Genomic DNA, 8,101 nt, shown 5'->3' with positions numbered 1-8,101 from the left:
AATCGCAGCACCGGCGAATGTGTGTTTGTCGCCACCCGCAACGGCATCTATTCGCAATATATCCGCGTGCTGCAAGCCACCAGCACGATGCGGCTGCATGTGCCGATCGGTTCGCGCCGCCTGCTGCTCTTGTCTGCATCCGGCTTCACCCTGCTGCGCGATGAAGACCCGGAGGCAGTGCGCAATCTGGTGCGGCGCACCAATGCCGAGGCCCAGCCCGAGCAGAAGCGCGTTGATCCGCGCCAGACCCTGGCGCATATCGAGACCGTGCGGCAGCAGGGCTATTTCTTTTCGCGCGGCCTGGTGACACCGGGGGCTGGTGCCATCGCCATGCCCTTGCCGCCCGGCATCGACCGCCGCGACCGTGCGCTGACCGTCTGCGTCTCGGGCTGGACCGATCATCTGGAACGCAACGAAGCCCGTATCGTCGCCATCATGCGCGATGCCGTGGCGCGTTATATCGAACCCGCACTCGGCGAGGACAGGCCGAGCGGCAAAAAATCCCCAGACAACAAAAGGAGGAAGGGATGAGTGAGAAGGAAGCGGTGATCTATGCCCAGGAAGGCGGCGTTGTCACCCTGACATTGAACGAGCCGGAAACGCGCAATGCGATTTCGGATTCGATCATCGAGGCGCTGACTGCCGCCTGTGACCGTGTGAACAAGGATATGAGCGTAAGCTGCGTTGTTGTCACCGGCGCCGGCAAGTCATTCTCCTCGGGCGGCAATGTGAAGGAAATGCGTGATCGCACCGGGCTGTTTGGTGGCAACCCGGCGGAAATCCGGCGTGGCTATCAGCATGGCATCCAGCGTATTCCGGAAGCCTTCTACAAGATCGAAGTGCCCACCATCGCGGCGGTGAACGGCTACGCCGTGGGCGCCGGCTGCGATCTCAGCCTGATGTGCGATATCCGCTTCGCCGCCGAGGATGCCGAATTCGCCGAAAGTTTCCTGCGCGTCGGCCTGGTATCGGGTGATGGCGGCGGCTGGTTCCTGCCGCGCATCGTCGGCCTGTCGCGGGCGCTGGAGATGACCTATACCGGCGATTTTGTGAAGGCCAAGCAGGCGCTGGAATGGGGCCTGACCTCGTATGTGGTGCCGGCCGAAAGCCTGATGGACGAAGCCATGAAGATGGCGCGGCGCATTGCCGCCCAGCCGCCGCACTCGCTGCGCTTGTGCAAGAAGCTGATCCGCGAAGGCTACAGCATGTCGCTCAGCGCGGCGTTGGAAATGGCTGCCGGCATGCAGGCGCAGGTGCAGCATACGCATGACCAGCATGAAGCCGTGATGGCCTTCTTCGAGAAGCGCAAGCCGAACTTCATCGGCCGCTGATCCGGCCTGCGAATTGACCTTGCGGGGGAGTGGGCTATGCTGCCGCTCCCCCGTTCGAGTTTTTCATGTCCGCCCCCAGCACGACAAATCGGCCTTCGCTTGCCATCCTGATCGCCATGACGGCGATCGGGCCGACGGCGCTGAACATCTTCATCGCCTCGATGCCGGGCATGCAGCTGGTGTTCAACACCGATTACGGCACCATCCAGCTCACCCTGACACTCTACCTGGTGGGCCTCGGCCTGGCGCAGCTGGCCTATGGCCCGATCTCGGATCGCACCGGCCGCCGCCCCGCTTTGCTCTCGGGCCTGGCTATCTTTGTGCTGGGCAGCCTGCTCTGCACACTGGCCTGGAGCATCGAAGTGCTGATCGCCGGCCGGCTGTTGCAGGCGATTGGCGGCTGTGCCGGCCTGGTGATGGCGCGCGCCATTGTGCGCGATATCTACGACCGCTCGGAATCCGCAGCGATGATCGGCTATATCACCATGGCGATGAGCCTGGCGCCGATGTTTGCCCCGGCCATCGGCGGCTTTCTCGATGCCTGGTGGAGCTGGCGCGCCAGCTTTGTGCTGTGCATGCTGTTTGGCCTGGCGGTGGCCACCTGGTCGTTGCTGCGGCTGCCGGAAACCTTGTTGCACAAGGCCGAAACCGGCGGCAGCATTTTGGCCGGCCTGGCCAGCTATGGCCGCGACCAGTGGGGCCTGCTCTGCCATCCGGGCTTTCGCGGTTATGCGCTGCAAACCACCTTCACCTCGGGCATGTTCTTCGCCTTCATCACCGGCGCGCCCTTTGTGGTGATTTCAGTGCAGAAGCTGCCGCCTTCCACCTATGGCCTGTGGTTCATCCTGGTATCGGTGGGCTATATGGTGGGGAATTTCTGCACCGGGCGGCTGGCGCGGCGCTATGGCACGGATCGTATGATCGCTGCCGGCGCCATCATCGCCATCCTCGGCTCCGGCCTGATCACCGCCTGCGGCCTGCTGGGCTATACCAGCCCGCCGGCGCTGTTCCTGCCCATGGCAGTGGTGGCGATTTCCAACGGCATCACCCTGCCCAACGGCATAGCCGGCGCCATCTCGGTCAATCCGCGCCTGGCCGGCACGGCCGCCGGCATGGTGGGCGCGCTGCAAATGGCGATGGGCGCGGTGGCGACGCAGATTGTGGGCCATTGGCAGGATATCCGGCCGGATCACCTGCCGATGGAATTCACCATGCTGGGCTTTGCCTGCGCCGCAGCCGCCACCTGCCTGCTCAGCCGCAATGCGCGGCAGACTATTTCGAAAGCCGGTTAGCCGGCGCACGGCGGGCATATTCCAGCGGATTCCAGGTCAGCGCGCGGATGATGCTGCCGAGCGGCGCGCGGCGCCCGGCCTGGATCACCCGCCGGCTGGCCCAGATCGGCCCCAGCCCCAGCAGCGCATCGCACAAGGCCCGCCCCACCACGCCGGCCATGCCGCGCGGAATGGCACGCAGCCACAACAGCAGCAGCACGGCCAGATGCAGCGGCAATAGCGGCCAGAAGAGCGGCCCCGGCATGTTCTTGACAAAGCACCACACCACATTGCGCATGCCGTGATACCGCGCAAAGGCTGATCCGGCGCCAGCGGAAGAGGCGCCGCCGACATGCTGCACCCGCGCCGCCACGATCTGCCGCGCCTGCTGCCCGGCCAGGCGCAGGCGGAAGCCGAGGTCAACATCCTCGACATAGCAGAAAAAGCGCTCATCGAAGCCGCCAACCGCCTGGAAGGCATCGCGGCGCACCAGGGCAGCAGCGGCACAGGGCGAAAAGACCGCACCTTCAGCCAGCGCGGTGGCAGAAGGCCAGCCATAACCGCCGCGCCAGGGCAGGCCGGCAAACAGGTAACGGTCGCCAGCGCCATCCAGCCGCGCGGCATCGCCGGCATCGAGCTGGAGCGAGCCAAAAAGCGCTACTTCTGGATGCGTTGCCGCTGCCGCAAGCATACAACTGAGCCAATCCGGGGCCGGAAACGCATCCGGATTCAGAAAAGCCAGCCAATCAGCACTTGCCCGGGCAGCCAGGCGGTTATTGCCGGCGGCAAAGCCGAGATTGGCGCCGGCGGCCTCAAAATGGAACCGGGCATCCTCACCCGCCGCCGCGCGCGCCAGCTCAAATGACCTGTCTGCTGAGCCATTATCGAGCAGAAAAACCTCAAAATCGGCGTTATCCTGCGCCAGCAAAGCCGCCACGCAGCGGGCCAGATGCGGCCCGGCATTGTAATTCACGATCAGGATACTGGCCGCCGGCATGGCAGTATCATGCTGTGCGGGCGCCGCATTGCCAAGCATCCGGCACAATTCTACGCTGCATTGCAATTTATTAACTTGCCGCAATGCAGCGGAATGGGTTAACACCGCTGGACAAGACAAGGGCGAATCGTGGCACTAACCGAATTACAGCGCGCAGGTTTATTGGGCCTGGCCACTTTGGCCGGATTGGCGGCGGCTGGCCTGATTGGCATCAACGCGCTGGCCAGCTACGAGCGCTCGCAGCGCGCCGAGATTCATTTCACCCCCGGCGCGCCGCCCGTCATTCCGGATCGCCGCGACTGCCTCAACGAGGCGCTCAAAACCATGACCAAGTTCAACCGCCAGGCCATCTATAATGCCAATGTGGATTGCGAGCAGGTGATCCAGTCGCTGGAAGGCCATGCCGAGATGGAAAAGCAAAATAAGGCAGCGGCCGCACGCTGAGTAGTTGCCACGAAGCCGATGGCAACCCAGAATTTGTGATCCGAATATGTGCTTGCGCCACCAGCGCCAGATATACTATTTTTTGATGTAGGAACTCGCCGTTGAGTTAAACTTAAAACAGCATACATTTGTTTGGCGCCAAGGCAGCATGATGACCACGATCAATCCCACTGGCGCCAATACAAGCACAATCTCTGCTGACCAAATTCCATCCGGCTGCGGCTGCGCCCAATGCCTGGCGGCGCGGAATGAAGCCGCGCAAGCCGACCTGCCGGCGCCCCTGCAACATGCCAATTATATTTTTGGCGCTTCCAACACGATCGATCCACTGCTCAATCAGAGCACAACGAATTACTGGAATAACGGCAATCTCGGCAGCGGCGCCACCGTTACCTACACCTATATGGATGCGCTGCCGACGCGCTATTACACATTAGACAGCATTTACGGCGCTGGTGGCGCGCTGGTGAACTTCTTCAACTACGACCTGAACGTGTTCAACACGGCGCAGCGCAATGCTGTCTCGGCGATTTTCGCCATGATTTCGGAGGTGGCCAATGTCACCTTCCAGTTCCAGAGCTTCGATCCGAACAGCAAAAAGAATATTGAATTCGTCAATATCGACCAGAGCCTCTTCGGCACGGCCGGCTTCGCCTATTATCCGAATGAGACCGATAACGGGATCAATATCGGCGGCGATATCTTCATCGGCAATACCTATTCATCGCCAAGCCTGAGCGGCAGCGCACTGGCGAAATACAGTTACCTGACCTTGATGCACGAGATCGGCCATGCGCTTGGCCTCAAGCATCCCGGCGATTATACAGAGGACGATTCCGGCCCCACCTTGCCGAGCAACCTGGACAATAACCAATACACGGTTATGTCCTATTACGATCATCCCAGCTACACGTGGGAGGGCAGCAACTACAGGGCACCTGCAACGCTGATGCTGCTGGATATCGCAGCGCTGCAACTGGTTTATGGCGCCAACACTACAACCCGCGCCGGCAATACGGTCTATGACGCGGCGACCTGGTTTGCCAAGGACACCATCCGCACCCTCTGGGATGCCGGGGGCACCGACACAATCGACCTGACCGGCCTAAGCGGCAGCAACACGATCAACCTCAATGCCGGCAGTTTCAGCAGTATCAACACCAGTGGCAGCAACAACATCGCCATCGCCTATGGCGCCAATATCGAAAATGCCATCGGCGGCAGCGGCAACGATACCATCACCGGTAACGCGCTGGACAATACCCTAAAGGGGGGAGCCGGCAATGACACGATCGATGGCGGCGGTGGCAATGACACCATCGTCTTTGTCGGCGGCGACGGCACAGACACCGTAAATGGCGGCGGCGGCATTGACACTATCGACCTGTCGGCACTGAGTAGTGGCCTGATTGTAGCATCGGTAAGCAACGTTGCAGGCCATAGCCTCAGCAATGTTGAATATCTGATTGGCACGGCCTATGCCGACAGCTTCAAGAATACCGGTTCGATTTTTATTTATGGCCGAGGCGGTGACGACACCTATTACCGTTCGACTGGAGGCACCATTCTCTCCAGCGCGGTTGCCGGCGAATTCCATGGCGGCGATGGATTCGACACCGTGGACTTTTCACTGGCTACCACCGCGCTGAATATTTTTGGCACCAATAATGAACTGAAAAACAGCGAGATCGAGCGCATCGTCGGGACCGCTTATGCCGATGTGTTGACTGGCATCGCCTCAGTTTACAATGCCGGCGCAGGCAACGACATCATCAAGGGGCATGGCGGCGATCAGAAAATCTACGGCGAAGCCGGCAATGATATTCTTTACGCATATTATGAAACCCGCGGCGAGACTGCCGGAAAGTATGATAATAACGCCAAAGATCTGCTGGATGGCGGCGATGGCGACGACATCCTTGTTGTCAGCGGCGGAACCCATACTCTGGTGGGCGGCGCCGGCATTGATACGATCGACTATTCACCGGTTCCGGGTAGCGTCTCCGTTGATCTAGCCGCAGGAACCGGATTTGGCGGCGCCAGCACAACACTTACCCAAACCATTTCCGGCGTTGAAAACATCATCGGCAGTAATGGAGCTGATTTCATTTTTGGCGATGCTGGCGCCAACCATCTCATTGGCAATGGCGGCAGTGATGAGCTGCGCGGTGGCGACGGCAACGACATTCTGGATGGCGGTATCGGCGACGATATCCTGCGCGGTGGCGCCGGCGCCGATCAGATCATAGGCGGCAGCGGCAACGATACCGCCAGCTATGCTTTCAGTTCCGCAGCAGTTCAGGTCTCGCTGAAAACCATGACGCTGAGCGGCGGCGATGCCGCCGGCGACACGCTGAGCGGCATCGAGAATCTGAGCGGCTCGGGCCTGGATGACACCCTGATCGGCGACGACAATAACAACTACCTGCTTGGCAATTCAGGTGCCGACTATCTTGATGGCGGCCTAGGCTTCGATACCGCCAGCTACCAAGCCGCCACTGCTGGCGTGACCGTCAGCCTGCTGACGGGCACGGGAACTGGCGGCGAAGCCAACAACGATACGTTGGTGAATATCGAAGGGTTGCGCGGTTCGGCCTACGACGACACGCTGATCGGCGATGCCGGCAACAACATCCTCGAAGGGCGCGGCGGCGCCGACTATTTGGATGGTGGCGACGGCCATGACACAGCCAGCTATCTTTTTGCCACTGCCGGTATCACGGCCAGTCTCGACAATTCCGTTTCCACCGGCGAGGCTGCCGGCGACATACTGAAAAACATCGAAGCTATCGTTGGCTCTAATTTTGACGACACGCTGATTGGCGATAGCGGCAACAATTTTCTTGATGGCCGCGGCGGCAACAATTTACTGATCGGCGGCGGTGGCGCCGACACACTGGTTGGCGGTGTCATTGACACAGCCAGCTATGCCGGTTCTTCAGCTGGCGTCACGGTGAATTTGTCTACCGGCCAGGGCTCTGGCGGGGATGCCGAAGGCGATAGCCTGTCCGGTATCGAGTACATTATCGGCTCGGCCTTCAATGACATTGTTTACGTTGGCGCCCCACAAGGTGACCCCGTTTTGAATCTGTTCTACGGTTTCAATGGCGGTAGCGGCAGCGATACCCTGGATTTCAAATACGTTAGTCAGTTTTATACCAATTACGTCAATCTCAGCTCCGGCACATACAATGCCGGTGGTGGCGCGAAAATACTCAGCGTTGAAAATATTTTTGGCAATGAGACAAGCGATACTTTCATAGGAGATGCTGGCAGCAATTGGTTCGCCGGGCGCGGTGGTGCGGACTACATGATTGGCGGCGCCGGCAACGACATCCTGGAAGGCGGCCAGGGCGCCGACGCCCTGAGCGGCGGCGCCGGGGCTGATACCTATCTGTTCCATCGCGGCGACGGCATCGACACCGTGCTGGGTGATTCCGAGGGCGGCGACACGATCCGCTTCGGCGCCGGCATCAGTGTTGAAGACATCATGATCCAGTGGAATGGCGGCAATCTCGCCATCGGCCTGGCCGGCACCGGCGCCAATGCCGCCAGCGCCAGCGACCGCATCATCCTCAACAACTGGTGGAATCCTGCCCTGCGGGTTGATTACCTCAGCTTCGCCGACAACACCCAGCTCACCATCGGCCATGTTGAAGGCTGGTGGACCGGCCAGCCCAATAACGGCGAGATGATCCTGGGCGGGGCCGGCGATGATGGCCTGTTCGGCGGCAGCGGCGACGATATCCTCTATGGCGGCAATGTTGATCCCAATGACCGCACCAGCCTGGGCGATGACTGGCTGATCGGCGGCGCCGGCAATGACAAGCTCTATGGCGCCGGCGGCAACGACCGGCTGCTCGGCGGTGCCGGTGCCGATACCCTGGTGGGTGGCCAGGGCGCCGACACCCTGAGCGGCGGCGCCGGGGCCGATACCTATCTGTTCCATCGCGGCGACGGCATCGACACCGTGCTGGGTGATTCCGAGGGCGGCGACACGATCCGCTTCGGCGCCGGCATCAGTGTTGAAGACATCATGATCCAGTGGAATGGCGGCA

The 8,101-nt window shown here is 60.8% G+C and carries 6 protein-coding genes; 5 read left to right on the top strand and 1 reads right to left on the bottom strand.

The features are described from left to right. The 3 genes from KBB36_RS19095 to KBB36_RS19085 form a co-directional block, all read left to right on the top strand. On the top strand, positions 1-531 hold a 531-nt coding region (locus KBB36_RS19095; protein WP_290984830.1), incomplete at its 5' end, for an IclR family transcriptional regulator C-terminal domain-containing protein. Next, positions 528-1,331: a crotonase/enoyl-CoA hydratase family protein gene (locus KBB36_RS19090; RefSeq protein ID WP_290984827.1), complete on the top strand. Its 804-nt coding sequence runs from the start codon at positions 528-530 to the stop codon at positions 1,329-1,331. The genes KBB36_RS19095 and KBB36_RS19090, both read left to right, overlap by 4 nt. A 65-nt stretch (positions 1,332-1,396) precedes the next feature. Then, a complete protein-coding gene (locus KBB36_RS19085; protein ID WP_290984824.1) occupies positions 1,397-2,623 on the top strand; it encodes a multidrug effflux MFS transporter in 1,227 nt (408 codons plus the stop codon). Here the strand turns inward: KBB36_RS19085 and KBB36_RS19080 are convergent. After that, positions 2,604-3,599, bottom strand: a complete 996-nt coding sequence (locus KBB36_RS19080; protein ID WP_290984821.1) for a glycosyltransferase family 2 protein — start codon at positions 3,597-3,599, stop codon at positions 2,604-2,606. The two genes, KBB36_RS19085 and KBB36_RS19080, sit on opposite strands and share 20 nt — an antisense overlap. 129 nt (positions 3,600-3,728) lie before the next feature. Between KBB36_RS19080 and KBB36_RS19075 the strand changes: the two genes are divergently transcribed. After that, entirely contained in the window at positions 3,729-4,043 is a 315-nt protein-coding gene (locus KBB36_RS19075; RefSeq protein WP_290984818.1) for a hypothetical protein, read from the top strand. 148 nt (positions 4,044-4,191) lie between these two features. After that, positions 4,192-8,101, top strand: a 3,910-nt coding sequence (locus tag KBB36_RS19070; RefSeq protein ID WP_290984816.1) for a M10 family metallopeptidase C-terminal domain-containing protein, incomplete at its 3' end; no start/stop codon positions are given.

Origin of the sequence: Ferrovibrio sp. (genome assembly GCF_017994015.1) — a bacterium.
Taxonomy (GTDB): domain Bacteria; phylum Pseudomonadota; class Alphaproteobacteria; order Ferrovibrionales; family Ferrovibrionaceae; genus Ferrovibrio.
This window is presented reverse-complemented; position numbering and strand designations above follow the sequence as displayed.